We start from the raw sequence: 25,739 nt of genomic DNA, 5'->3' as shown, positions 1-25,739 counted from the left end.
TGGTCATGCGCCATTAGTATGCCAACCGAGCTTCACCAATTCAAGCAGACAGCTGAGTCGTCCATGCCGCTCATGCTATGCTGGGTCAGCTACGATTGGCACTGAAGAGGAGGACTGTCCATGCCCCACGATTTCATGCCCGGCCTTGCCGGTGTGCCCGCGGCGAAGTCAGCCATCAGCGACGTAGACGGCACCCGCGGTATCTTGGAGTATCGCGGCATTCGAGTCGAAGAACTGTGCGCGAAATCTACCTTCCTGGAAACCAGCTATCTCCTGCTGTTCGGGCGGCTGCCGACGACCGCTGAACTGTTGAAGTGGACCGAGGACATCACGCACCACCGGCGCATCAAGTTTCGCATCGTTGATCTGCTGAAGTGCCTGCCCGAACATGGCCATCCGATGGACGCCCTGCAGGCCGCTGTGGCGGCCCTGGGGATGTTCTATCCGGGACGAAACGTCAAGGACGTGGAGAACAACTATTGGTCTGCCGTCCGGCTGATTGCCAAACTTCCGACTATCGTCGCCGCCTGGGCACGGCTGCGTCATGGGGACGAGTACATCCCGCCGCGCGACGACCTGGGCTTCAGCGACAACTTTCTGTACATGCTCACGGAAACGGCACCGCATCCGCTCTGGACCGAGATTTTCGACGATTGCCTCATTCTTCATGCAGAGCATACGATGAACGCATCGACGTTTGCCGGTATGGTCACGGCCTCGACGCTCGCGGATCCCTACACCGTGGTCGCTTCCGCAATCGGGGCCCTGAAAGGACCGTTGCACGGCGGCGCCAATGAAGAAGTGGTCGCCATGTTGAGAGAGATCGGATCGGCCGGCAACGCGGTAGGGTACGTAAAAGCGAAGCTCGATCAAAAACAAAAGCTCATGGGATTCGGACACCGGGTCTACAAGGTGAAAGATCCGCGCGCGACGGTGTTGCAGGAGTTGTGTGTCCGGTTGTTCAACGTCTGCGGCACGTCGCCGCTCTATGAGGTGGCCGTTGCGGTTGAACAGCTTGCGGCCGAGCGACTGCAGGACAAGGGCATTTATCCGAACGTCGACTTCTATTCAGGGATCATTTACGACAAGATGGGAATCGAGGTGGACCTGTTCACCCCGCTGTTCGCCATGGCGAGGGTGAGCGGATGGTTGGCCCATTGGCTGGAGCAATTGCGGGAAAACAAGCTGTATCGGCCGGACCAGATTTACTCGGGCGAACACAACCGGCCGTACGTGCCGTTGGAGCGACGGTAGAGGAACGTTACTCGGTACGGCCGACGAACCACCACAACACAACGGATGTGAACATCAAAAACCCACCGAGCAAGGCATACGATAAGAATTCCAACATGGCTCCCAACTCCTTCCGTTAGGGAGCGTAATAGATAATGTCTGGCCCTCTCCTGTCAAGGGTCTCGTGAGGCCGGCGGCTGTGAGCCGCCGGCCTTGACTTCCCGTTGCATAAGATTACCTCCAAGGTGTGAGCAGTGAGGCTCACAGTCACTAGCCACCATACACACGCAAGGAGGTTGAGTCATGGCTATCGTGAAGTGGGACCCGTTCCGCGAGTTGGAAGAAATGTCCGATCGCTTGAATCGGATGTTCGTGCGCCCTGCCGTCAACCAATCGAACGGCAAGGAGATCATGACAGTCGCAGACTGGACTCCATTGGTTGATATCAGCGAAACCGAGACGGAGTATGCCATCAAGGTCGAGCTGCCGGAGGTCAAAAAGGAAGACGTCCGCGTGACGGTCGAGGATGGGGTCTTGACGATCCAGGGCGAACGTAAGCAGGAGAAGGAGGAGAAGGGGAAGAAGTACCATCGGATTGAGCGGGCCTACGGGCGGTTCGTCCGCACGTTCACCCTTCCCGACACGGTCGACGAGGCCAATGTGAAAGCCGGGTACACCGATGGTGTGCTGCGGCTGCACCTGCCCAAGTCCGAGAAGGCAAAACCGAAACAGATCGACGTGAAGGTGGCCTGACCGTTTTCCCATACGTGCCCAAGCAAAGGCCCGCCCCCCGGCGGGCCTTCGTTTTTCTACCCACCTCTAACCGCCCCAACGTCCTCACTCTTGTGATTCCGCCATGCGACCGTTTAAGATGCGCTCTTTGTTTGATTTGAATAGACCGTCAAGCCAGGAGTGAGTTGATGAGGAAGACATCCACGAAGCAGAGCAAAGCCGCAACGACGCCCCAGAGCCCGTCCGTCAGCACACGAATCGAGCGCGACACGATGGGGGAATTGCCGGTCCCGACCAATGCGTACTACGGGGTCCAGACTGCCCGGGCCATTGAAAATTTCCCTATCAGCTCGCTCCGTATTCCCCGAGCCATGATCCGGGCGATGGGCCTCATCAAGCGTGCTGCCGCTTCCGTCAACCACTCATTGAAGTTGTTGGACAAAAAACATGCGGAAGCCATTCGCCAGGCGGCAACGGAAGTCATCGATGGTTGCCTGGACGCCGAGTTTCCGGTGGATATTTTTCAGACCGGCTCCGGCACCTCCACGAACATGAATACCAACGAAGTCATTTCCAACCGGGCTACCGAGTTGTTGGGCGGTGCGCGAGGCAGCAAGCTCGTCCATCCCAATGACCATGTGAACCTGGGACAATCGAGCAATGACGTGGTCCCGACCGCCATCCACATCGCCGCGTCGGAAACCATCCGGCGAGAACTGTTGCCGGCACTCACGCGGTTGCACAAAGCGTTGGCTGCCAAGGCGAAGGAGTTCGACAAGGTGGTGAAGATCGGACGGACCCATCTGCAGGATGCCACGCCGGTGCGGTTGGGGCAGGAATTCGGCGGGTACGCCCGGCAGATCCAGCTTGGCATCGCACGGGTGAAGCGCGCCCAGGACGCCTTGAGCGAAGTGGCGCTCGGCGGTACGGCGGTCGGCACTGGCTTGAACTGCCATCCGGTGTTCCCGCGTAAAGTCATGGCCATCATCTCGAAGGAAACGGCCTGTCATTTCCGAGAGGCCACCAACCATTTTGAGGCTCAGTCCGCCCAGGATTCCCTCGTGGAAGCCAGCGGCGCATTGAGAACGGTCGCCGTCAGCCTCATGAAAATCGCCAACGACGTCCGGTGGCTCGGTTCCGGCCCCCGTTGCGGGCTCGGCGAAATCAATCTCCCGGAGACGCAACCCGGGTCCTCCATCATGCCGGGCAAGGTGAATCCGGTGATCGCCGAATCCGTCACCATGGTCTGTGCCCAGGTGATCGGCAATGACGTGACCGTGACGGTCGGAGGCCAAGCGGCCAATTTTGAGTTGATCGTAATGCTCCCGGTCATGGCCTACAACCTGTTGCAGTCGATTGAACTGCTGGCCACGGCATCCCAGAACTTTGCGGTGAAATGCATCGAAGGGATCAAAGCCAACGAAGAACGGTGCAAGAGCCTGATCGAGGAAAGCCTCGCTATGTGTACGGCACTGGCGCCGGAAATTGGATACGAAGCGGCCGCTAAGTTGGCGAAGGAAGCCTATAAGTCAGGCAAGACGGTGAGGCAAGTTGCGCGGGAACAGCAAGTCCTGCCCGAGAAGCGCCTGACCCAGTTGCTGGATCCTTGGCGGATGACCGAACCAGGCGGTCCGGTTGGGAGCGCCGGGGGCTAGGTCAGAGTAGATGCCGGGAACGTGGCCGAACCAGGCACGTTCCCGGTACGTCCTCCACTGATCCGAAAAGCCTCCGCTGCCGTCCGCCTCTCTCATCGAGTGTTGGACGTGCCCCGCGCGATAGTCCAGCTTTGACAGCCTCTTCACACCCATGCTAATGTTCGCGAATCCTTTGAGAGTTTTGTCTTTTTAGCCGACCAACTCCTATACACCATACACATTGAAGGGTAGACGATGAGCGCAATGGGAACACAGTCGGGTCGTCATGTTGTGATCGTGGTTGGTGCCGGTCCCGCAGGAATGGCACTATCGAATAAGTTGGCCGATGCCGGCCATGAAGTCATCATTCTGAATCGTGACATCAAATTCGGCGGTTTGGCCGAATACGGCATTTTCCCCAGCAAACTGAAGCTGCGCGGGGGCCTGAAGAAACAATACTGGGACATGCTGGAGCGGCCGAACGTGCGCTACTTCGGTAACGTGTCGGTGGGCCAGGGTAAGGATCTGACGGTCGAAGACCTCCGAAGCTTAGGGGCGAGTGCCATCGCCTTCTCGGTGGGCGCCCAAGGGACCAAAGCGATCGGAGTCGAGGGCGACAGTGCGAAAGGCGTCTTCCACGCCAAGGATGTTGTCTACCACTTTAATCGGCTACCCGGGTTCGGTGATCGTCCCTTTGATATGGGAAAACATGTGGCCGTGATCGGTGTCGGCGACGTGATGGTCGACATCGCCCATTGGTTGATCCGCTATAAGAAGGTGGAACGCGTCACGGCGATTGCCCGTCGGGGGCCGGTGGAACGGAAGTACAATCCAAAGGAAATTCGTGCGGTCTGCGCGAACATGGATTTGGAAGGTATCACGAAGGAGTTCGACCGGATCAAGGAACGGTTGGCTGCCGTCGGGCAGAATGCCGATGACGTGTTGAAAAGCATGACCGACGAATTCACGAAGTGCGAGCCGAAGGTCAGCGACGCCAAGATGGGCTTCCGGTTTCTTGCGTCGCCGAAGCGCGTCCTCGTGGATGCCAACAACCGGGTGCGCGCCCTCGAGATGGAGGACAATAAGCTCGTGCCCAAAGGTGAGGACACCGCCGCGTCCGGCCTGAAGCAGTACTATGAGTTCCCGGTGGATAGCGTGGTCTTCGCCGTCGGAGACAAGGTCGACGAGACTGTGGGCCTACCGTATAAGGACGGCGTGTTCGTGACCAACCCGAACAAGACCGGCAACGATCCCGATGATGCCTTTTTCCAGGCCTATGACGAAAAGACCGGCAAGGTGGTGGATGGGCTGTTCCTCGCGGGGTGGTCGCGCAAGGCCAGCGAAGGCTTGGTCGGTATTGCCAAGCGTGACGGGGAGTGGTGCGCGGAAGTGATCGCCCGCTACCTGGACACCAAGCAAACCGGCGCCAATATGGGCTCTGTGATCGGAAAACTTGAAGCGCTGCTGAAGGACCACAAAAGCCGGCCGGTCGATTTGGCCGGGCTGAAGGTGCTGGATGCTGCGGAAAAGAAGCTGGCTTCGTCTCCGGAAGCCATCGGTGAATTCAAATTCGCCAGTAATGCCGAAATGCTCTCGGCGATTGAGCGGGGCAGGGGGTAACCAACCCCTCGGCTTCAGCCGTCGCCCCATTTCAGCTTTTCCCTCAACACCTCGTAGTAACTGCTTTCCGGAAAGCGGATAAGCTTGGTCAGGTAGTCGGACACGCTGATTTCTACCGTGTCACCCTGCGTGATTCCGACACCGACCTGGCCATCCAGCGTGGCCATCGCTCCATCATCCTTACTTGTCAACGTCACTTCAATCTGCGCGTCGGCCGGAACCAGCAGCGGACGGTGCGTCAGTGTGTGCGGGCAGATCGGCGCCAAGGTCACGGATCGAACCGCAGGGTTGATGATCGGTCCTCCGGCTGAGAGTGAATAGGCCGTTGAGCCGGTAGGAGTACTCAGGATCAAACCGTCGCCGCGCAGGTTCGTGACGAACTGTCCCTGAATGGCGATCTTCAACTCAATCATACGGGCAAGGGTTCCCTTGCTGATGACGACATCGTTCAGGACAACTCCCTGCGCGACCGTCTCGCCGTGCCGGTGAATGTGCGTCTTCAACATGATCCGCTCGTCGAGCACGAAATCGTTTGCGAAGACTCGTTCCAATGACGGATATAAATGTTCCAGCCGCACTTCGGTCAGAAATCCCAACCCTCCCATGTTGACCCCGAGAATCGGAATGCTCCGTTCTCCGGCGAGGCGTGCCGCGTTCAACATGGTCCCGTCGCCGCCCAGCACGAGCAACACATCGGACTTATTGGCGAGCTGCGTTTTTTGTATTCCGCCTGATTCGCCGAGCAACCCCGCCGACGTGACGTCAAGCACGACCTCGATGTGACGCTCTCGCAGCCATGACACGACCGCCTGCAGCGTGGATTTCACTTCCGGAAATTTCGGTTTGGTCAGAATCCCGATGTGTTTGCTTTTCATGAAGGGCTCTAGCTCGGTGAGCAGCGCGTGAAAACGGTGCGGGATTGTATAGGGAGAGTTCCGAAAGAGTCAAACGAGACACTTAGGGAGAGGCGCGGATCGCCGCATGGCGAGAGGGGTTGCGGGGCTTCGACGTTTCCCTCAATACCTTGACACCCCACAGCTCTCTAGTTAGAATCACATCATCAGTTTTCCCCTGCTGTTTGACGCGCACGAAACACTCAGTCTGGGCTTCTCTTACAGACCCCATCACCATAAGGAGGCGGGATGTTCGAACGGTTCACGGACAAGGGTCGCAAGATCATCATCCTGGCACGTGAAGAAGCCGAGCGCCATCAGAACGATTACCTGGGCACCGAGCACCTGGTGTTGGCCATCCTTCGCGAGACGGATGGGATTGCGCTGATGATCCTGAAAAAGATGGGGCTCTCCACCGAACAGATTCGCCTCGAGATCGAGCGAAACCTTCCGGGCGGCGGCACCACGATGACCTTCGGCGAAATTCCCTTCAGCCCGCGGGTCAAGAAGGTGATCGAGTACGGCGTGGAGGAAGCCCGGCTTCTCGGGCACAACCATATCGGAAGCGAACACCTGCTCTTGGGTCTGCTGCGCGAGGAGGAGGGGATCGGCGGAAAGATTCTTCGCAGCCTCGGGGCGAATCTCCTGACGGCCCGGCAGCTGACGGTGACGTTCCTGCGCAAGTCCGCTCCACGCGAGCGCGATCGCAAGAGCAATACCCCGGCCCTCGACGAATTTGGTCGTGACCTGACCCAATTGGCCCAAGAGGGTCAGTTGGATCCCGTGATCGGTCGCGCCGACGAAATCGAACGCGTGCTTCAGATTCTCAGCCGCCGCTCCAAGAACAATCCGGTGCTGATCGGCGAGTCGGGTGTAGGAAAGACCGCCATCGTCGAAGGTCTCGCGCAACGCATCGTCGCTTCAGAAGTTCCGGACAATCTCCTCTCTCGGCGCGTCATCGCGCTGGACCTCGGCTCCCTCGTGGCCGGCACCAAGTATCGCGGCCAGTTCGAGGAACGGCTGAAGGTGGTCATGAAGGAGATCGTCCAGGCCGGTAACATTATTATCTTCATCGACGAGCTGCATACGTTGGTGGGGGCCGGTGCCGCGGAAGGTTCGATCGATGCGTCGAACATGCTGAAGCCGGCGTTGTCCCGTGGAGAAATCCAGTGCATCGGTGCGACGACGCTCGATGAATACCGCAAGCACATCGAGAAGGATGGCGCGCTCAAGCGGCGCTTCCAACCGATCCATGTGCAGCCGCCCAACACCGAAGAAACCATTCGGATTATCCAGGGCCTGCGTGACCGGTACGAAGAACATCACGGCGTTGAAATCACCGAGGAGGCGATCGTCGAGGCGGTGAAATTATCGGATCGCTATATCACCGACCGTTTCTTGCCGGACAAGGCGATCGACTTGATCGACGAAACCGGTTCTCGCGCCAAACTTCAGACCTACGCGCTGCCCTCGGAATTGAAAGCCTTGGAGCAGGAGTTGAAGAAGATTTCCCGCGAAAAGGAATTGGCGATCTCGATGCAGAACTTCGAGGAAGCCGTCCGCCATCGCGAAGAAGAAGAGCGGCTCCGAAAGTTGCTCGACGAATCGAAGCGGGAGTGGAAGAAAAACCAGGAAAAGCACAAGCCGACCATCGGCAAGGAAGACGTCGCCTACGTCGTCTCCAAGATGACCGGCATCCCGCTCTTCAAGCTGGAAGAAGAAGAGTCGAACAAGCTTCTGCGCATGGAAGAGTTCCTGCACAAGCGTGTCATCGGCCAGGACGAAGCCATCTCGGCGGTGGCCCGTGCAATCCGGCGTTCCCGTGCCGGCCTCAAGGAAGCGCGGAAGCCAATCGGGTCGTTCATTTTCCTGGGACCGACCGGCGTCGGCAAGACCGAGTTGGCGCGGACATTGGCGGAATTCCTCTTCAACAGCGAGGATGCGCTGATTCGAATCGATATGTCCGAATACCAGGAAAAATTCACGAGTTCACGATTGTTCGGAGCACCTCCCGGTTACGTGGGCTACGAGGAAGGTGGCCAGTTGACCGAGAAGGTTCGGCGTCGGCCCTACTCAGTCGTCCTGTTCGACGAAATCGAAAAGGCTCATCCGGACGTCTTCAACGTCCTGTTACAGGTCTTGGATGACGGTGTTTTGACGGACAGTCTCGGGCGGAAGGTGGACTTCAAGAACACGGTCGTGATCATGACATCCAACATCGGCACCAAGTTGATCCAAAAGGGTGTGTCCTTGGGATTCCAGAACGAGGAACCCTCGGGCCAGAACTCCCGTCGGCGGGACGAGGTGTTGGCGGAGTTGCGCCGTTCGTTTAGCCCGGAATTCTTGAACCGGATCGACGAAATGGTGGTCTTCCACCCGCTCGACAAGATTCACCTGATCAGCATCCTGGACATCCTGCTCCGCGAATTGAACCTGCGGCTGCTGGAGAAGAGTGTGACGATCGAAGTGGACGACGAAGTCAAACAGTGGCTGATCAAGGAAGGGTACGAGCCGCTCTACGGCGCTCGCCCGATGCGACGGACTATTCAACGCGCCATCGGGGATCCGCTTTCAGAGGAACTCATCAAGGGACGGTTCAAGGACCATCGCAAGATCAAGGTCGTCTTGCGCGATGGTGCGCCGGCCTTCATCGAACAAGAAGCCATGGCCGGCGTCTAACGCGTCGGCTCGGCTCTCTAATTGAGAGGATCGAGTTTTACTTGAGATCCCGTCGATTCCCAGGCAACCCACGGAGGAGCATACGGCCTCCGTGGGTTGCCTCGTTTTTGCCGCCAGCCGCATCCCATGAATAATTCTGCCGAAGCGCGCCTACCGCCCGGTCCCATCCTGGGAATCGAAACCTCCTGCGACGAGACGGCTGCTGCCGTCCTGACTCCGGACGGGCGGGTGCTCTCGAACATCATTTCTTCTCAGCAAATCGTGCATGAGCGATTCGGCGGTGTCGTGCCTGAACTGGCCGCCCGTGCGCATATTCAAAATGTGGAAGCGGTCGTGAAAGCGGCTTTGTCGGAAGCCGGCGTCACGCACGAGCATCTCGGAGCGATAGTCGTAACGCAAGGACCTGGGCTGGCCGGCGCATTGCTCGTGGGCTTGAGTTACGCGAAAGCGCTGGCTTATGCGTTGGAGATTCCTCTGGTCGGAGTGAGTCATCTTGCAGGGCACATCGCGTCGGCCTGGATCGACCGTTCTGATTTTTCTCAAGATTGTGTGGTGCTGGTTGCCTCCGGAGGCCACACGCACCTATTCCGTACTCTGGAAGCAGGGGCCTACCGGTTACTAGGGCGAACGATCGACGATGCGGCGGGGGAGGCATTCGACAAGGGAGCCCAGATGTTGGGGCTCGGCTACCCCGGCGGACCGTTGATCGACAAGGCCGCTCGAAACGGGGACCCTGCTGCAGTGCGCTTTCCCCGATCCAGGGTAAAATCCACGGGCCTGGATTTCAGTTTCAGCGGCTTGAAAACGGCCTTGCTCTACCATCTACAAAAAATGTCGCCCGAAGAGATTGCCCGGCAACAGGCCGATCTCGCCGCCGGATACCAAGAAGCGATCGTCGATGTGTTGGTTCGCCAATCGTTCGAAGCCGTGCGGCGATCCGGCGCCAGGGCCCTGGCCGTGGTCGGCGGTGTGTCCGCGAACTCAAGACTTCGCAGCAAGTTGACCGAACGGGCGTCGGATGAGGGCATTGACCTGGGATTGCCCAAGATGGCCTACTGTACGGACAATGCCGCGATGATTGCCGCAGCCGGTCGCATGGCTCTGCTCCAAGGCAAGACCACCGGTCTGGACTGCGAGGTCATCCCGGATTTTGCGTTGCCGACCCGCTGAGACCGGTACGCAGCCGGTTCCCTGATCTGTTCGCTCAAACGACCGGAAGGAGGGCAGCCATTCCGACGATCTTCGGACAAACCACCGGCCTCAAGGCCAGTCATATTGCCGCCCTTGAACGGCTGTATCGCCGTCGCGTTCCCGCCGCCGCAGTCCTGACCCCTGAGTTAGCGCGCGCCACCACGCAGTTGAGCCGCGAAATTCGCCGCCCGATCGGCCTCCTCCTGACCCGCCGGGGAGTGATCGAGCAGGTGCTGGTCGGTGCCGGTTGCGTGCCGACGGTCGATTCACTCGGAAAATTTCGCGCCGGTATCCGTTCCTTGCGCGGTCTACGCTTGATTCGGACGAACTTGTCCGATGAACCGTTGACGCAGGAAGATCTGACCAGTCTCGCACTGCTCCGGCTCGATCTTATCGGGGCGCTCAACGTCGACGAGGAGGGGAATCCAACGATCCTGCACCTCGCGCATCTCCTGCCACCGAATAGTCAGGGACAGATTTGTCAGTTGCTGAAGCCCATGCCCGCGCATCACCTCACGCTGCAACTCGACAGCTTCCTGAAGGCGCTCGACGCTGACCTCCTTCAAAAGGATACGCACTTCACCGTCGTGGACGGCGAGGAATCGGCGATTCTGGTGAGCGCGAGCACAAAAAGCCGAGCCGAACAGGAAGAGCATTTGGAGGAATTGAGCGAGCTGGCGGCCTCGGCCGGCGTCGCGGTGCTGGACCGTATCCACCAACGGACGCACGAGGACTACCAGCGCTTCCTGTTGGGACGAGGCAAATTGAAGGAAGTCGTCATCAGAGCCTTGCAGCGAGGGGCGGACCTCCTGATCTTCGACCAAGACTTGGCTCCCGCCCAAGCCCGCGCCATCGCGGAGGTGACGGATATCAAGGTCATCGATCGCACCCAACTGATCCTGGACATCTTCGCCCGCCGCGCCCACACGAGAGAGGGCAAGGTCCAGGTTGAGCTGGCGCAACTGCGCTACCTCTTGCCACGGCTGCTGGGCCGCGGCACATCGTTGTCCCGGTTGGGCGGCGGGATCGGCAGCAGGGGACCAGGAGAAACCAAACTCGAAACCGATCGCCGGCGAATCCGCGATCGCATTGCTCATCTGGAGCGGGAGTTGGCGCATATCGCCAGGAGTCTGGACCAGCGGCGATCGAGGCGCATCCGTCACTCGCTCCCGATCGTGTCTATCGTCGGCTACACGAACGCAGGCAAGTCGACGTTGCTGAACGCACTGACCGACAGCCAAGTGTCGGCCGAGGATCGCCTCTTCGAGACGCTCGATACCACAAGCCGCCGGTTACGCTTTCCTGAAGACCGCGAAATCATTGTGACCGACACGGTCGGGTTCATTCGTGATCTGCCGAAGGATCTGGTCGGCGCCTTCCGGACGACGTTGGAGGAACTCCGAGATGCGGACATGCTGCTGCACGTCGTGGACGTAACCGCGAAGGACATTGATCTGCAGATCAAGTCCGTCGAGGAGATTCTTTCTACCCTCCAGGTCGACGGGATTCCGCGCGTCCTCGTGCTGAACAAGTGCGACCGGTTATCAGCGCATGAATCTTTGGTGCTCTGCGCCCGATATCACGCGATCAGCATTTCCGCCCTTCGCAAGGACAGCCTGCGTCCGCTCACGGCCCATCTTGAAGCATTCTTGGCAGCTCGCGCGGCCGGGACGGATGAGCCATCCCATGCCGTGACGGTGCCGTCGGCACTTGCATCTCGTCCGTAACCCCTGCACAATGGCGGGCCGCACCCCGATGATGACACCAGTTGTACGCCAGCGGTCCGCTCGCGCGCCCCGAAATGCCCGGGCCGGCCGTATTTTCACGACGCTCTGTTCGACAGCTCCCCGGGTCAAGGTCGAACTGGATCACGCGAACGCCTGGGAGTTATTGGTGGCCACGATCCTGTCCGCCCAATGCACGGATCAACGGGTCAACCAGGTGACGCCGGCGCTGTTCCGCCGCTATCGTACCCCATCCCAATTGGCCTCGGCTGTACCGAACGAACTGGAAGCACTGATCCGACCCACGGGCTTTTATAAAGCCAAAGCCAGAAATCTCATCCGTTGCGCGCAGGCGGTGGTTGAGCGCTTCGATGGCACTGTGCCCCAGGAGATGGAGGCCCTGACTTCATTGCCGGGAGTTGGTCGTAAGACCGCCAACGTCATCCTGGGCAACGCATTTGGGAAACCGGCAATCGTCGTCGATACGCATGTGAAACGAGTTGCGTCGCGTCTTGGCCTCACCACCCACACCGACCCGACGAAAATCGAACTCGATCTCCAAGCCCAGTTTCCGCAGAAGGATTGGACCGAAGGGTCCCAGCGTCTGTTGTTGCACGGGCGCTATGTCTGTCTGGCGCGCAAGCCGAAGTGCGGAGCCTGCTCGATCTACGACGACTGTGAATGGAAGGGGAAACTGCCGCGATGATTCGAAGCATGACCGGATATGGCAAGCGAGAGACGGCCGTCAAGGACACGACCATTATCGTGGAGTTGCGATCCGTCAACCATCGATTTTTGGAGGTGGCCGTCAAATTGCCTCGCGCACTGGCCGCCTTCGAAGATCAAGTGCGAAAGGCCGTTCAACAGCGTTGCCTGCGTGGACGAGTCGACGTGACCGTGTCAATCCAGAACGGGCGCGGCGGCGCCAAATCCATTGAATTGGATGCCGGTCTAGCCAAGCAGTATCACCAGGCCTTAAAAAAGCTGCAAAAGACGCTGGGACTCAAAGGTGGAATCGACCTTTCCGTCATGGCTGGCTTCCGGGACATTTTGTCCTTGACCGACCAGCCGTTGGTCGCCGACGACTGTGGGCCCACCATGCTGAAGACTCTGGGGCAAGCCCTGGGCGATCTGGAAAAAATGCGGACCAGAGAGGGCTTGGCCCTGTCGAAGGACCTTGAGGGGCGCCTCAAAACCATAGGCGCAGCTAAGGAAACCGTAGCGCAACGGGCTCCGAAGCTGGCGCAGGAGGCCTTCGACCGGATGAAGGAACGCGTGCAGGCCCTGTTGGGGAGCGAGCTCCCGGATCTGCCTCGCCTGCACCAGGAACTGGCCGTGTTTGCCGATCGCTCGGACATTTCAGAAGAATTGGTCAGACTTGAGTCACATATGCTACAGTTCGACCACAGTCTCAAAAGCAAGGAGTCGATCGGCAAGACGCTGGAGTTTTTGCTCCAGGAAATGGGGCGGGAAGTGAACACCATTGGATCGAAGGCCAACGATGCCGCCATCGCAGCCTTGGTCGTGCAGATGAAGGCGGAACTGGAAAAACTGCGGGAACAGGTTCAAAATGTCGAATAATCGGCGGGTTGTTCCGCGCGACGTGACACGATGAGTACAAACTCCAACGAGAAACCGTCACAGGTCCGACGGGGGATTCTCTTTATCATCTCGGCTCCTTCGGGAACGGGAAAGACCACGTTGTGTAAGCAAATTTCCGCCACCGTCCCGGGGCTCTGGCATTCCGTGTCCTACACGACCCGCAAGCCCAGACCGGGTGAGGTCAACGGCCAGGAGTATTTCTTCACCGATGAAACGACGTTCCGGCAAATGATCGACCGCAACGAGTTCGTCGAATGGGCCCATGTGTACGGTAATCTCTACGGCACGCCCCGCAAAGCGCTCACCGACAAGATGGAGCAGGGGATCGACGTCCTGCTCGAGATCGATGTGCAAGGTGCCAGGACCGTGAAAAAGAAATTCGAGGATGCCGTCTATATCTTCATCCTCCCGCCGTCGTTCGACGTCCTTCGCACCAGGCTTCAGACCCGCGCCGGCGACGCGCCGGAGGAGATTCAGCGGCGGCTGCAAAAGGCCAAGGAAGAAGTCTGGAGCTATCGCGAGTATTACTACATCGTCCGTAACGACGATTTGAAACAGTCGCTCAAGGAATTGGAAAGCATCTTCCTGGCCGAGCGGATCAAGACCAAACGTCTGAATATGACGTGGCTGGAAGAAAAGTTCATTCTCGACAAAGAGGGGAAGCAAGCCACCACGCCGACCCCCTCCGTAGCAAAGGAGTCCACGCAACATGGTTGACATGCTGTCACTGTTACCCGAATACACCATCAACCAATTCGATTCGCGGCACCGGTTGGTGATCGTCGCGGCCCAGCGAGCCAAGCATTTGATTCAAGGGGCCAAGGCGCATGGCGCGTCCCGCTTCAATAAGGAGACGACCGTCGCCTTGGACGAAGTGTTGCGCCAGGAAGTGAAGTACCTACGCGGGAAAGAAGCGCGGGATGCCTTGAAGGAGTCCAAGCGCGTGAAGGAAGGCGAAACCGAACGGATGGCGATGATGACCGGCGAGGATGCCAAGGAGATCAAGAAGGAATTGAGCGTCTACGTCGACGACACCGCCAAGCCTGCCGCCGCGCCGGAAGCCGAGGAATAACACTAAGCCGTGGAGCCTCCCGTCCCATCACTCACCGGTGTGCGCCTCGTGCTGGGCGTCACCGGGAGTATCGCGGCCTATAAGGCCGTGGGATTGCTCCGTCTCCTCCGTCGAGAGGCCGCCGCCGTGTCCGTCGTGATGACGGCGGGGGCTCGTCGTTTCGTGACTCCGCTGACGTTTGAAGTCCTCTCCAACGCCCACGTCGCCACCGATCTATTTGAAGCGCACCAGGAAATGTTGCATCTGAGTCTGCCGCAGCAGGCCGATGCGATTGTGATCGCACCGGCGACGGCCAATACGCTCGCCAAGGCCGCGCTCGGGTTGGCGGATGACCTCCTGTCGACCATGCTGCTCACGGCGACGTGTCCGCTGCTGATCGCGCCGGCGATGGACGGCGATATGTGGCACCATCCGTCGGTCAGGGAACATGTCGCGACACTTCGGAAGCGTGGAGTCGTGATCGTCGATCCCGAGGAAGGGCCCCTTGCCTCCGGCAAGGTTGGAACCGGGCGGCTCGCCGAGGACGGGCGGATATTGGCGGCGATCCAAGTTGCCCTCAGGCCCTTACGGGACTGGGCCGGGCGCCGTGTCCTGATCAGTGCCGGTCCCACTCAAGAAGCCATCGACCCGGTCAGATTCGTTTCGAACCGCTCCTCAGGAAAGATGGGGTACGCCGTGGCCGAAGCAGCCGTGAAACGGGGGGCCTCAGTCGTGTTGGTCTCCGGGCCCACGGCCCTCGATGCGCCGCCCGGTGTCGAGCGCGTGTCGGTGGTCACGGCCGAAGAGATGAGAAAAGCCCTTCTCAGCCGGTTCGACTGGTGTGACACGGCAATCATGGCGGCGGCGGTCGCCGATTTTCGCCCCAGCCGTCCGGCTGCGCAAAAGCTCAAGAAGCGGCGCGACGCTATGACCAGCCTCTCCCTGGAACCGACCGAGGACATCCTGCAGGAGCTGGCCGGTAGACGAACCGGCCAGACCCTGGTCGGGTTCGCTGCAGAAACAGAAGATCTCCTTGCCCATACGCGGGAAAAGCTGCATGCTAAACGTGTCGACCTGATCGTGGCCAACGATGTATCGGCTACAGGCTCCGGATTTGGGTCCGATACCAACCGGGTCTGCCTGCTCGATCGAACGGGTGGCATGGTCGAGGTACCGCTGCTCACCAAGCGCGAGGTGGCGGACCGAATCCTGACCCGCATACTGGAGTTAGGCGCCGGGCCTTCTCGACGCGCCGATCCTCCGCGAGGAGGAGGTCGGCGAAAGGATTAACTCGTGGCTGCTTCACCGCGCAACAACGCCGAAACCGCCGCAGAGATCGACCGTCTTGCCACGGCCTTGGCGAAGGATCCCAAGTCCAAGTCCTTCATGCCGCTCGCCGAAGCCTATATCAAGGCGGGAATGTGGGCGGAAGCCTCCGTCGTGCTGGAAGACGGCCTCAAGGTTTACCCCGGGTTCGTGACAGCCATGGCCGCATTAGGCCGCGTCTACGACCAACTGAATCAACCGGTCAAAGCCAAGGCCATCCTCGAAGAAGTCGTCAAGCAAAGTCCCGACAATCTTCGCGCTCACCGTGTGCTGGCCAAGTTGTACGCCGCCGAAGGGAAAGCCGACCTCGCGTTGCGCTCCTGCGGCGCCATCCTCGCCGTCAACGCCTACGACGAAGAAGCGCGTTCGATCAAGCGAATGATCACCGGCGCCGACGAGGACGACACCCCCCGTGCCAAGCGGGCCAAGAAACGGGCGGCCCTTGAGAGCAAGCCGGAAGTGACGGTCGAGCCGAAGATCGACGCCGAGAAGGAGGCGACGGCCGACGAATCCGCGATGGCCGCCGCAAGCGTCCCGACGGCGGAGTCTCCCGTATCTGAATCCCTCACACCGCAGGAATCGTCCATCGACACCAAGGCCGCCACCATCGCGCGTCTCGAAGCATGGCTCCGCGCCATTCAAGCCAAACGCGTCGGCCGGTCCGTATCATTCTGAAGAGTTCGTCTGCCTCCGATCCCACACCATCGCGTTTGACCCTCCTTGGGCACCCTGTTACAATGCCGCCGCTGCCAGCATCCGGATCAGCTGCAGCCAATCGACAACCGGAACGTGCAACCGAAACATGCTGCGGCTCCTGGTGCTCCATGGCCCCAACCTGAATCTTCTGGGGACACGCGAACAATCGATTTATGGGACGACGTCCCTTGCGGCGATCAACGAGATGATCGGCCGCCTGGCCCGTGAACTGGGCCTCACGATTGAAACGCGGCAGTCGAACGTAGAAGGGGAATTGGTGACCTGGATTCAGCAGGCCAGGGGGCGGTTCGACGGTATCGTCATCAACCCGGCTGGGTACACCCATACGAGCGTGGCCATTCGCGATGCGATTGCCGCAGTCTCGCTGCCCACGGTAGAGGTGCATCTGAGCAACATTCATCAACGGGAAGAGTTCAGGCACAAGTCATTCATTGCCGGGGTGGCGTTGGGACAGATTTCAGGGTTCGGCCCCAGCGGGTACTTGTTGGCGATCCAGGGTTTGGCGGCTCATTTGGCGCCCACGGATGCGCCGCGCCGAACCGGTACCGCCGTCCGCAAAAAAACGCCTCGCGCATAAGATCGATTCATCGTTGTATCAAGGAGTACTGTTGTGATCTCGACCGCAGATTTTCGTAACGGCAGCCGCCTGATGGTGGAAGGTCAACCGTTTTACATCGTGGAATTCCAGCACGTGAAGCCCGGTAAGGGCGGGGCGTTCGTACGCACCAAGTTGAAGAGCTATTTGAACGGCAGCGTGCTGGATCGGACGTTTCGTTCAGGCGAGCGGTTCGACGAGCCGGATCTGGAAGAGCGGGATATGCAGTTCTTGTATGCCACCGGTGACTCGTATACGTTTATGGATACGGAGAGCTACGAACAATTCACGTATGAGAAGGGGCAATTGGGCGACAACGCGGATCTTCTGAAGGAGAACATGGTGGCTAAGATTCTCGTGTACGAGCATCGCCCCATCACCGTGGTCCTGCCCACGTTCATCGAACTCAAGGTCGTGGACGCCGAGCCGGGCGTGCGTGGAGATACGGCCTCCGGCGGCAGCAAGCCGGCGACTGTCGAGACCGGCGCGATCATCAAGGTTCCCCTTTATCTGGAGGTCGGCGAAATGATTCGTATCGACACCCGAACCAGAGCCTTCGTGGAGCGCGTGCGTTGAGTAAGGCGCGAAAAAAATCCGAGAAAGGCAGGGCGGCAGGCAAACCGATCGTGCTCCCGAGCGCGTATGCGCCGCGAGGTACCGAGGCCGATCACGCGCTGCTCCATCCCGACCATGCGACGCAGATCCAGCAGTTGGTGGATCTGCTCAAGCGGAACCACCTGACTGAGCTCGAAATCGAGCGCGGAGGAATCAGGGTCCGTGTGCGCCACGAACCGTTCGTCCGCTCGGCGCCTGCCCATGCCGCCGAACCGGCGCATCCGACGGCGGCTCCGCTCCCACATACCACGGCTCCGCAGGCGCAGGCACCCGCGGACACGGCCGGACAGGTCACCATCACCTCGCCGATCGTCGGCACGTTCTACCGCTCCCCGTCGCCGGACGCCGATCCCTATGTCGAAGAAGGGGATTATGTGAAGAAGGGCCAAGTCCTCTGTATCGTCGAAGCGATGAAGCTCATGAACGAGATCGAGTCGGAAGTGGATGGGCGCATCACGAGGATTCTGGCGGAAAGCACCAAGCCCGTCGAGTATGGCCAGCCACTGTTCCTCATCGATCCGAACGCCACAGCCTAGCAGGATGCGCACACAACCCGGCAGTTCGCCAGCGACCACCTCCTAGCCTCATTACCCATCCCGGAGCTATTTGTGTTCAAGAAAGTCTTGGTTGCCAATCGCGGAGAAATCGCCCTGCGGGTCATCCGGGCTTGCAAGGAACTCGGCATCAAGACGGTCGCCATCCATTCCGAGGCCGACGCCGCAGGAATGCACGTGCGCGCCGCCGACGAGCACATCTGCGTCGGTCCGCCGGAAGCCGCCCTCAGCTACCGCAACATTCCGAATGTGCTGAGCGCCGCCGAGGTGACGGGCGCGGATGCGATCCACCCCGGGTACGGCTTTCTATCAGAAAACGCCCACTTCGCCGAGGTGTGCGAGTCGATCGGCGTAAAATTCATCGGGCCGACGTCCGAAAACATCGCCCTCATGGGCGACAAGTCCAAAGCGCGGGAAGTCGTCGCCAAGCGCGGGCTTCCGGTCACGCCGGGCAGTCCGGGCGAGTTGCGGAGCGAACAGGATGCGCTCGAGGCGGCGAAGTCCATCGGCTTTCCCGTCATCATCAAGGCCTCGGCCGGCGGCGGCGGGCGCGGCATGCGGGTGGTCAACAAGGCCGAAGAATTGGCCCGTGCGTTTCAAGCCGCGCAGGCGGAGGCCAAATCGACCTTCGGCCACGACGGCGTCTATCTCGAACGGTACTTTCTCGAGCCGCGTCATATCGAGGTCCAAATCATTGCGGACAACCGGGGGCATGTCGTGCACCTCGGGGAACGCGATTGCTCCATCCAACGGCGCCATCAAAAGCTTGTCGAGGAAACTCCGTCCCCGGCGGTCGATGAGCGATTGCGCCGGGAAATCGGGCGGGTTGCGGTGGAGGCGGTAAAGGCCATCCACTATCGCAACGTGGGCACGGTGGAATTTCTGCTCGACAAGGACCGCAATTTCTTCTTCATGGAAGTAAACACCCGCATCCAGGTCGAACATCCGATTACAGAAATGGTGACCGGCATCGATCTGATCAAGGAACAGATCCGTATCGCCGCCGGAATGGCCCTGACCTTCAAGCAGCCAGACATCAAGCTGAACGGTCACAGTTTCGAGTGCCGCATTAATGCCGAAGATCCGGAAAAGTTCACGCCCTGTCCCGGTCAGATCACCAAATATTCCGCGCCGGGCGGATTCGGCGTACGCGTCGATTCCGCCATGGAGCCGAACGCGCTCGTCGTGCCCCACTATGATTCCATGATCGCCAAATTGATCACTCACGGCCGCGACCGCCAGGAAGCGATGGCGCGCATGCGCCGCGCCTTGAATGAGTTCGTGATCGAAGGCATCAAGACCACGATTCCCCTGCACAAGCGCATCTTCAGCGACCCGGATTTCCAGAAAGGGTACGTATCGACGACCTTTCTCGAACGGTTCCTCGCCAACCAATCCTCCTAACCGGTCATCCGCCCCGGATGGATGCCACGCGACCAGCTTCCAGAACCGATGCGCTGAAAGGGCTCTATCTCCTGCTCGATCCGTCCGTCCGCCCCGATCGTCCACTCACGGATGTTTTGAAAGCCGCCGCCGATCAGGGTGTCCGGCTGTTCCAGTATCGGGACAAACGGGCGACGATGAGGGATGCCTATCGACAGGCGCAGGCGCTGCGGCGTGCGGCGGAGGAAACAGGGAGTCTCTTAATCATTAACGACCGGTGCGACCTCGCGATCGCGGTCGATGCCGATGGGGTGCACGTGGGTCAGGACGATCTCCCGGTGGAGCAGGCCCGTAAGCTCGTCGGTCCAGGCAAGCTGGTCGGTTTGTCCACCCATAACGCGGAGCAAGTCATGGCGGCGACAAGCGCCGCGCCGGACTACATCGGCTTTGGGCCGATCTTTTCCACATCGACCAAAGCGGATCACGACCCGCTGGTAGGGATCAACGGACTCAGGCAGGCGCGCGAATTGACCACGCTGCCGATCTTTGCGATCGGGGGGATTACGCTGAAGACGGTTCCGGATCTTCTCGCCGCCGGCGCCGACGGCGTCGCGGTGGTCTCTGCAATTCTGGCTGCGCCGGACCTGCAGGACGCGCTGCGTGGGTTTCTTACTTCTCTGCGCTGAGGGAGTCAGCCAAGGAACGGAAGATCGTCGTCTCCGCCAACTCCTCGATCGTCTCGTTCCACTGGGTCCTAAGACTCGGCCGATAGGGAACCGGACCGAATACCGGCACTCCCGCCTGAGTCTTGAGCAATTCCACCGTCGACTCCCGCTGCAAACGCGCATCCGGCCCATTGTCGGGAGATGGCTGAGTGAGGACCAACGCCTCCACGCGACAGCCTGCGCACGACAAGCTTTCCAGCGTGAGCAACGCATGGTTGACTCCGCCCAGCATGGCTCTTCCGACGAGAATCACGGGAAGATCGAGCGCCAGCAGGAGATCCCGCATCGACCAATCGGGCAGGATCGGGACGAGCAGGCCGCCGGCTCCTTCCACGAGAAGCGGCCGGTATCGAGCCGTGAGGCGATGGAACGCCCGGAGCATGCGCTCGGGATCGATACTCACGCCGGCCAGCCTCGCGGCGTCATAGGGGGCGAGCGGGGTAGGGAACCGATAGGGATTCACCTCGTCCGCTCCTTCAGGCATCTCAGCCGCGGCTCGAAGCCGCGCAGCATCGCTGATAGATTCCATACCTGGGACGACGCCGGTTTCCACAGGTTTCATCGCCCCGACCGTCAGCCCGTTGAGACGAAAGCGCCTGAGTAGCGCCGTCGTGACGACGGTCTTGCCCACCGCTGTGTCTGTTCCGGTTATGAAGAAGCCCTGTGTCACGGGACGCTCTCTCATTCACACGATCCGGCTATCGAGGTTCCAAATCTGTCCCGACGTGCCCGTCAACTGCGCCAGCGAGCAGATAGCCTGCGCGACCTCGTCGAGGTCTGAGGGGCGGCCCAGCAGGTGATCGCTGAATGCCCCCTCGTGCGGCATCGCTTTTCCGGCGAGCCTCGTCGCCTTCCAGCCGGGGTAGACCAGGTTGATGCGAATCTTTTGATCCGCCCATTCTCGCGCCGCGCTTCGGACGAGGCCGATGAGACCGGCTTTCGAGGCTGCATACGCCGCTTGCCCTGCCGCCCCCTGCGAGGCTGCGAAGGAACCGACCACGAGGATGCTTCCGCCTCCCTGCGGACCCATGGCGCCGGCAATCGCTTGAAGACAGTGAAAGGTTCCGGTGAGGTTCGTCTCGATGATCCGCGTCCATTCCTGCTCCGGATGGCGAAGGACCAAGTGGCTCCCCGTCGTGCCGGCATTGCAGACTGCCGCGGAGAGGGTGGGGCGCTCACGCAACAGGGCCTGAACCATGGCGTCGACGTGATCGCGCCGGCGAATATCGGCTTGATAGAGGGCGCCTTCGCCACCTGCCCGCCGCAACGCCTCCAGCGTCAGCAGGGCCTCGTCATGCCGCTCCCCATAGTGACTGCCGACCCACCAGCCCTCTCTCGCGAACGCCACACAGACCGCGCGGCCTATGCCGCCGGATGCCCCGGTCACCAGCGCCGTCGGGCGGCTCTGCATCGCGCTCGTCGTGGATCGTTCGGTCATCGACATGAGACGGGGCGAATTATGGGTGGCGGCGGATCAGAAGGCAAGCCGAGTCTCTGTGGCTTGCCGGTCCGACGGGAGTGTGCTACGGTGCCAGAGGATTGAGGAGGCGACCAGTGGCGACTCACACACGTTCAACTTGGGCCTTATGCGGTCTTGTCTTGGCATTGTCCGTCGCGCCGATCGGCCTGAAGCAGGCTGAGGCGGAAGGGACGGATGCCATCGCGCAATCCGCCGATTACTTCCCGGACACCATCGGTACCAGGTGGCAATATCGGGGACAGATTTCCGAGGGTCCGCTCCAAACCATCGAAAACAAGTTCTTCACCAACGTGTCGACGGTCAGCGGGACGCGCACCTTGAAGGGGGGTCCGACCGTCACCGTGTTTCACGACACGAACCCCGGCAATCACGGCCCGTCGGATTCGTTTTACCGCCGTGACGCCGCCGGCATCGTGTACTACGGCTCCGAACCCGGTACTCCGCTCGAGAAGCAACTCGTGCCGTATCAGATCATCCGATTTCCGATGCGGGTCTCGCAGTCATTCCAGCAGTTCAGCCGAACCGACATCGATTTCGGCGCCGACATGGACGGCGACGGTACCAACGAGCATGCGGATGTCCGGGGCAACAGCACCGTTCTCGGACAGGAAGCCGTCACGGTGCCGGCCGGGACCTATCCCGACGCCGTCAAGGTGGAAGCCCGTATGACGCTGCGGATTCACCTGTCTTCCAGCCGCAAGACCGCGGTGGGCACGGACGTGATGACGGCCTGGTTCGCGCGGGGTGTGGGGCTCGTCAAGTACGTGGAGCGGCAGGAACTGGCCGCCATGAAAGAAGATCGGACGAGCGTCACCGAGATTTCTGAAGAGTTGGAGGAAGTCGACGTGAAGTCCGCGCCCGCATCACAGGGTCGGGGTGAATCCTCGCCTGAGGGTATTTTCGCTGATCACGCGGGCGACCATGAACTGCTTCAGGTAGTCTTCACCTCCGGCCTTCGCGCCCACGCCAGATAGCCGGTGCCCGCCGAACGGCTGGCGCGCGACCAAGGCGCCGGTGATCGATCGGTTTAGGTACAGATTCCCCACGTCGAAGGTCCGCCGTACCAGCTCCAGCGTACGGGGACTGCGAGAATAGACTCCCCCTGTCAGGGCATAGGCGGTGCCGTTGGCGATCACAATGGCCGCCTCGATCGATTTGGCGCGCATCACCGACAGGACCGGACCGAAAATTTCTTCCTGTGCCAACCTGTGCCTGCTCTCGATCTCGCCGAACACTACCGGCCCCACGCAATAACCAGGCCCCTCGCCGGAGCGGTCGACCAGCACTCGTCCTTCCTGTCTGCCCAGATCGATATACTGCCGCACCCGCGCCGCCGCCTTGGCATCGATGAGCGGCCCGACCTGCGTGCCGGGCTCCTCGGCCGCACCGATCCGGAGACTGTGCACAGCCTCGACCAGACGCTCCGTGAACGCGTCATAGATGGAATCCAGCACGACGGCACGCGAACAGGCCGAACACTTCTGCCCCGCATAGCCGGTGAAGGAAGCGACGACGCCCAGCACCGCCTCGTCCAAGTCGGCCGTGTCGTCCACGATGATGGCGTTTTTGCCGCCCATCTCGGCGATCACGCGTTTCACGCATCGATCGTCAGGGTGGGGTGTCGCTGCGGCCTGGAGAATCCAGCGTCCCGCATCCTTCGATCCGGTGAAGGCGATCGTCGCCACCTCCGGCGCAGTCACCAACGCTCGGCCCAGCTCCGGCCCTCCCGGCACGCACTGCAGCACGCCTGAGGGCACCCCGGCATCGTGAAACAGCTCCGCCAATCGGTACCCGACCGCGGTGGATCGTTCAGAGGGCTTGAAGAGCACCGGATTCCCGGTGACCAGGGCTGCCGCCACCATGCCGGTCGGGATCGCGAGCGGAAAGTTCCATGGGGCGATGACGGCAGTCAGCCCTCGAGGACTCCACACGAGATCGTTCTGCTCGCCGGGATAACGACCTAACCGCTGAGGGCGGGCCAACCGCTCCATCTGGCTTGCATAGTACTCGAGAAAATCGATCGCTTCGGCCAGGTCTGCATCGGCTTCGCGCCAGGGTTTGCCTTCCTCGAACACCTCCCAGGCTGCCGTTTCCCATCGCCGTTCACAGAGCAAAGTTGCGGCGCGCTTGACGATCGCAATCCGTTCCTCAGCCGGGCGATCGGCCCAATCACGGGCCTGAGCTGCGGCACGTTCAACCAACCGGGGCACGTCGTTCGGGTTGTAGTCGTGATAGGTCGCAATGCGGTGAGTGGGATCGCTCGGATTCGCCTGGCCGGCTTCCGGTCCGCTCGGGCGGACAGCACCCTCCGGCTGGTGAATGCTCCCGCCGAGCTTGCTTCGCACCAGTGCCAATGCCTGGCGCATGGCTGCGCGAGCCTCCTCCCGCGAAAAATCCGCAGCCGGCTCATTGCGCATCATAGCGTGGACCGTGTCCTCATCTTCTATGGTGTGCTTAGACGAAAGGCCCGCTTCGGTCGGCGAGCCGACCGGTTTGGCCAAGAGCGCCGCCAGCGGTTGCGATTCGACATACTCTTTCCGCAGAAACGACTCGTTGGAAGTGTTCTCCAGCAACCGGCGAACGAGATAGGCCATCCCCGGCAGGAGCTCTCCCACCGGCGCATAAAGCCGCAGGCGCCGCCCCCAACTCGTGATGGCATGTTGAAACGGCTCGGCCATGCCGAAAATCATCTGGTATTCCCAGGCATCCGGCGGGAGCTTCAATCGTTCGGCGGCCGTTTCGATCACGGCCAAGCTGCGCAGATTATGGGTCCCGAATGCCGGACGCAGGATTCCGGTATGGTTCAGCAAGACCTGGACGAGCGATTCGTAGTTGAGATCCGTGTCGGCCTTCCGTTCGAACAGCGGGGGAGGCCAACCGCGTTGCCGATAGCGCACCGTATCGGAATCCCAATAGGCCCCTTTGACCAATCGAACCGTGATCGGCGTCCCGCGCCGCTCGCACCACGCGATCACATCCTTGACGTCTCGCTCCGTGTCGATGCGGTAGGCCTGGAGAGCGATCCCGGCATAGGGAAACCCGCGATAGGCCTGCTCTTCGAAGAGTCGGCGGAAGATCCCCAGAATCAGGTCCTTTGTTTCAGCTTGCTCCATATCGAAAATCAACGAGGCGGGAAGCTTCATCGCCAGGTCGATGAGCGGCCGCAAGCGAGCCGCCACCGCGCGATAGCTGCCGTCGGGATCGATCGGGTCGAGTTGCGAATAGAGCGCGGAAATTTTGATCGAGAGCTGTACCCGTGGAAGCGGGCCTAAATGATCGCGCTCGAGTAACGGGGATTCCGGCCAACGACGGCACGCATCCGCCAGTTCCTGCAGCGCGCCGAGACAATGTGCCGCATAGCGCTCGGCCTCCCGCTCACTGACCGTGGCTTCGCCGAGGAGATCGACCGAGAAGGCACGACCACCGTCCCAAAGGGTCCGCAGAGCCGGAAGTGCCGTCGTCACCTTGTCTCCGGCGATGAAGGTGCGGGCCATCTGCTCAACCTGGTGGCGGATCGTCTTGCCGGTCAGGCTGGCCCCGAGGTTCGTGGCGGAGAGGGCCTTCATACCCCACTGCAGGCCGAAGATATGCGGACTCACATCGCCGAAGTACTCCTCGGCCAGTCGCACGACCCGCGTGTCATCCGACAGGGCCGGGAGGACGTCGATGAAGCGGAAGAGTTGCGCCTTAAACGCCGGATCCTTCATCGCCAAGTTGATCGCCGCCTGCGACCACCATCGGCTGTCGAACAGACCGGGGGAACGGCCGGCGGAACGGCGCGCAAGTTCTTCGCCGATGGCTCGGATTCTGGCTTCGAGGAGGGGGGTATCCATCCGTCACCTCGATCACGGTGGGAAAGCGTTTTCTTCAGTATACACCTGTAGTTCCTACTTGAAAATTTGCATCCAATTCCGTTAGCATGCGCCCCGTTTGTCATCGATGCGAGGACAGGAGCACCATGCGCTGTTCACGCCCTGTACGAGTA

General features: G+C 60.5%; 23 protein-coding genes. 19 read left to right on the top strand and 4 right to left on the bottom strand.

What is annotated here, in order from left to right:
* The first annotated feature begins 120 nt into the window (after positions 1-120).
* The 4 genes from KF814_13160 (at position 121) to KF814_13145 (ending at position 5,219) form a co-directional block, all read left to right on the top strand.
* Entirely contained in the window at positions 121-1,254 is a 1,134-nt protein-coding gene (locus KF814_13160) for a citrate synthase (protein ID MBX3237092.1), read from the top strand.
* Between the two features lie 282 nt (positions 1,255-1,536).
* Positions 1,537-1,986, top strand: coding sequence for an Hsp20/alpha crystallin family protein (locus KF814_13155; GenBank protein ID MBX3237091.1), 450 nt, complete (start codon positions 1,537-1,539; stop codon positions 1,984-1,986).
* 167 nt (positions 1,987-2,153) lie between these two features.
* Positions 2,154-3,620 (top strand): class II fumarate hydratase, encoded by a 1,467-nt coding sequence (locus tag KF814_13150; GenBank protein ID MBX3237090.1) that lies wholly within the window; start codon positions 2,154-2,156, stop codon positions 3,618-3,620.
* 243 nt (positions 3,621-3,863) lie between these two features.
* Entirely contained in the window at positions 3,864-5,219 is a 1,356-nt protein-coding gene (locus tag KF814_13145) for an FAD-dependent oxidoreductase (protein ID MBX3237089.1), read from the top strand.
* A 14-nt stretch (positions 5,220-5,233) separates the two neighbouring features.
* On the opposite strand, the gene KF814_13140 is transcribed toward KF814_13145, so the two are convergent.
* Positions 5,234-6,094, bottom strand: a complete 861-nt coding sequence (locus KF814_13140; protein MBX3237088.1) for an NAD(+)/NADH kinase — start codon at positions 6,092-6,094, stop codon at positions 5,234-5,236.
* 267 nt (positions 6,095-6,361) lie between these two features.
* Here KF814_13140 and KF814_13135 point away from each other — a divergent pair, with 267 nt between their 5' ends.
* The 14 genes from KF814_13135 to thiE all read left to right on the top strand — a co-directional run bounded on the left by KF814_13135 (position 6,362) and on the right by thiE (position 20,235).
* Positions 6,362-8,791 carry an ATP-dependent Clp protease ATP-binding subunit gene (locus tag KF814_13135; GenBank protein ID MBX3237087.1) on the top strand — a complete coding sequence of 810 codons (2,430 nt, stop codon included), beginning with the start codon at positions 6,362-6,364 and terminating at the stop codon, positions 8,789-8,791.
* Between the two features lie 126 nt (positions 8,792-8,917).
* Complete coding sequence (gene tsaD, locus KF814_13130; GenBank protein ID MBX3237086.1) at positions 8,918-9,961, top strand: tRNA (adenosine(37)-N6)-threonylcarbamoyltransferase complex transferase subunit TsaD; 1,044 nt, start codon at positions 8,918-8,920, stop codon at positions 9,959-9,961.
* Between the two features lie 122 nt (positions 9,962-10,083).
* Entirely contained in the window at positions 10,084-11,709 is a 1,626-nt protein-coding gene (gene hflX, locus KF814_13125) for a GTPase HflX (GenBank protein ID MBX3237085.1), read from the top strand.
* A gap of 31 nt (positions 11,710-11,740) precedes the next feature.
* A complete protein-coding gene (gene nth, locus KF814_13120) occupies positions 11,741-12,412 on the top strand; it encodes an endonuclease III (GenBank protein MBX3237084.1) in 672 nt (223 codons plus the stop codon).
* Positions 12,413-12,420: 8 nt separating this feature from the next.
* Positions 12,421-13,287: a YicC family protein gene (locus tag KF814_13115; protein ID MBX3237083.1), complete on the top strand. Its 867-nt coding sequence runs from the start codon at positions 12,421-12,423 to the stop codon at positions 13,285-13,287.
* A 30-nt stretch (positions 13,288-13,317) separates the two neighbouring features.
* Positions 13,318-14,025, top strand: a complete 708-nt coding sequence (gene gmk / locus KF814_13110; protein MBX3237082.1) for a guanylate kinase — start codon at positions 13,318-13,320, stop codon at positions 14,023-14,025.
* Positions 14,018-14,380, top strand: a complete 363-nt coding sequence (locus tag KF814_13105) for a DNA-directed RNA polymerase subunit omega (protein MBX3237081.1) — start codon at positions 14,018-14,020, stop codon at positions 14,378-14,380. The genes gmk and KF814_13105 overlap by 8 nt, the downstream gene beginning before the upstream one ends.
* Before the next feature lie 9 nt (positions 14,381-14,389).
* A complete protein-coding gene (gene coaBC, locus KF814_13100) occupies positions 14,390-15,649 on the top strand; it encodes a bifunctional phosphopantothenoylcysteine decarboxylase/phosphopantothenate--cysteine ligase CoaBC (protein ID MBX3237080.1) in 1,260 nt (419 codons plus the stop codon).
* 3 nt (positions 15,650-15,652) lie between these two features.
* A complete protein-coding gene (locus KF814_13095) occupies positions 15,653-16,360 on the top strand; it encodes a tetratricopeptide repeat protein (GenBank protein MBX3237079.1) in 708 nt (235 codons plus the stop codon).
* Between the two features lie 127 nt (positions 16,361-16,487).
* Positions 16,488-16,979, top strand: coding sequence for a type II 3-dehydroquinate dehydratase (aroQ, locus tag KF814_13090; protein ID MBX3237078.1), 492 nt, complete (start codon positions 16,488-16,490; stop codon positions 16,977-16,979).
* 33 nt (positions 16,980-17,012) lie between these two features.
* Entirely contained in the window at positions 17,013-17,573 is a 561-nt protein-coding gene (efp, locus tag KF814_13085; protein MBX3237077.1) for an elongation factor P, read from the top strand.
* A 98-nt stretch (positions 17,574-17,671) separates the two neighbouring features.
* Positions 17,672-18,148 carry an acetyl-CoA carboxylase biotin carboxyl carrier protein gene (gene accB / locus KF814_13080; GenBank protein ID MBX3237076.1) on the top strand — a complete coding sequence of 159 codons (477 nt, stop codon included), beginning with the start codon at positions 17,672-17,674 and terminating at the stop codon, positions 18,146-18,148.
* A 72-nt stretch (positions 18,149-18,220) separates the two neighbouring features.
* Positions 18,221-19,570: an acetyl-CoA carboxylase biotin carboxylase subunit gene (gene accC / locus KF814_13075; protein ID MBX3237075.1), complete on the top strand. Its 1,350-nt coding sequence runs from the start codon at positions 18,221-18,223 to the stop codon at positions 19,568-19,570.
* 71 nt (positions 19,571-19,641) lie between these two features.
* Positions 19,642-20,235: a thiamine phosphate synthase gene (thiE, locus tag KF814_13070; GenBank protein MBX3237074.1), complete on the top strand. Its 594-nt coding sequence runs from the start codon at positions 19,642-19,644 to the stop codon at positions 20,233-20,235.
* Here the strand turns inward: thiE and bioD are convergent.
* Together bioD and KF814_13060 are read right to left on the bottom strand one after the other, a co-directional pair.
* Positions 20,219-20,959 (bottom strand): dethiobiotin synthase, encoded by a 741-nt coding sequence (gene bioD, locus KF814_13065; GenBank protein MBX3237073.1) that lies wholly within the window; start codon positions 20,957-20,959, stop codon positions 20,219-20,221. The two genes, thiE and bioD, sit on opposite strands and share 17 nt — an antisense overlap.
* Positions 20,960-21,712 (bottom strand): SDR family oxidoreductase, encoded by a 753-nt coding sequence (locus KF814_13060; GenBank protein ID MBX3237072.1) that lies wholly within the window; start codon positions 21,710-21,712, stop codon positions 20,960-20,962.
* 116 nt (positions 21,713-21,828) lie between these two features.
* Between KF814_13060 and KF814_13055 the strand changes: the two genes are divergently transcribed.
* Positions 21,829-22,728 (top strand): hypothetical protein, encoded by a 900-nt coding sequence (locus tag KF814_13055; protein MBX3237071.1) that lies wholly within the window; start codon positions 21,829-21,831, stop codon positions 22,726-22,728.
* On the opposite strand, the gene KF814_13050 is transcribed toward KF814_13055, so the two are convergent.
* Positions 22,618-25,587, bottom strand: coding sequence for a proline dehydrogenase family protein (locus tag KF814_13050; GenBank protein MBX3237070.1), 2,970 nt, complete (start codon positions 25,585-25,587; stop codon positions 22,618-22,620). The genes KF814_13055 and KF814_13050 overlap by 111 nt on opposite strands.
* Positions 25,588-25,739 lie beyond the last annotated feature (152 nt).

It is taken from the genome of Nitrospiraceae bacterium (genome assembly GCA_019637075.1).
Classification (GTDB): domain Bacteria; phylum Nitrospirota; class Nitrospiria; order Nitrospirales; family Nitrospiraceae; genus JAHBWI01.
Note: the sequence above shows the minus strand (reverse complement) of the source record. Positions and strands in the feature narration are given on the sequence as shown.